This window comes from Amycolatopsis anabasis, assembly GCF_009765355.1.
Lineage (GTDB): Bacteria > Actinomycetota > Actinomycetes > Mycobacteriales > Pseudonocardiaceae > Amycolatopsis > Amycolatopsis anabasis.
Genome location: NZ_VTHK01000126.1, coordinates 1 through 866 on the forward strand (window position 1 = coordinate 1; position 866 = coordinate 866).

Consider the following 866-nt stretch of genomic DNA (forward strand, 5'->3'; position numbering starts at 1 on the left):
TCGATCATCGAAGAGCCAACAGCAGACAGACGAATCAATGCCATCCCCTCATCCTCCTCACAGCTTCCACATCCGTCTCCAGTGCGGGGAGCACGCCGGTCAGGCGGTTTCGGTGGTCAGGCGGTTTTCGACGACGTTGTTGAGCTTGGCGCGTTGTTCCTCGTTCGCGAGCGCGATCAGTCTGTTCTCGATGTGGGGTGGCAGGTCTTTGATGCCGAGGTCGACGCCGGAGGTGTGCGAGTGGTCGATGAAGGTCAGCAGCCCCTTCGCCCCGGACAGGTCCATGTAGCTCACGTTCTCCAGGTTCAGCGACAGCTTGGGCTGGTCATTGCGCAGCGTGGAGAAGACGCGGTCGACGGACAGGAACGACAGCGGGCCCTCGATGCGGTAGGTGCCGGTGTCGTCGTCGTGGACGATCGCGGCTTTGCGCTGGCGCGCCTGCACGGCGTGGACGATGAGCGCCAGGACGACGCCGACGGCGACCGCCGCGGTCAGGTCGACCAGAACGGTGATGATCATCGTCGCGAACATCACGACGACGTCACCTCTCGGGGAGACGTGCGCTTTGCGGATGCTCTCCCAGTCGAACATGCCGAACGCGGTCAGAATCAGGATCCCCGACAGCACCGCGAGGGGGATGTACTGCACGACGGCTCCGAGACCGGCCACGAGAGCGAGAAGGATGACGCTGTGCGTGGCCGCCGACAGCGCGGTGCGGCCGCCGCTTCTGATGTTGACCACGGACCTGACGGTCGCGCCGGCGCTGGCCATGCCACCGAACAGTCCACTCGCGATGTTGCCGAGTCCCTGGCCGATCAGTTCCTTGTTGCTGCGATGCCGACCGCCGGTGATGTTGTCCATCACGA

At 64.2% G+C, this 866-nt stretch carries 1 protein-coding gene; it reads right to left on the bottom strand.

Annotated features, from left to right (window positions below; genetic code table 11):
- Nucleotides 1-99 precede the first annotated feature (99 nt).
- Nucleotides 100-866, bottom strand: a 767-nt coding sequence (locus FXO23_RS51390) for a SulP family inorganic anion transporter (protein WP_246258637.1), incomplete at its 5' end; no start/stop codon positions are given.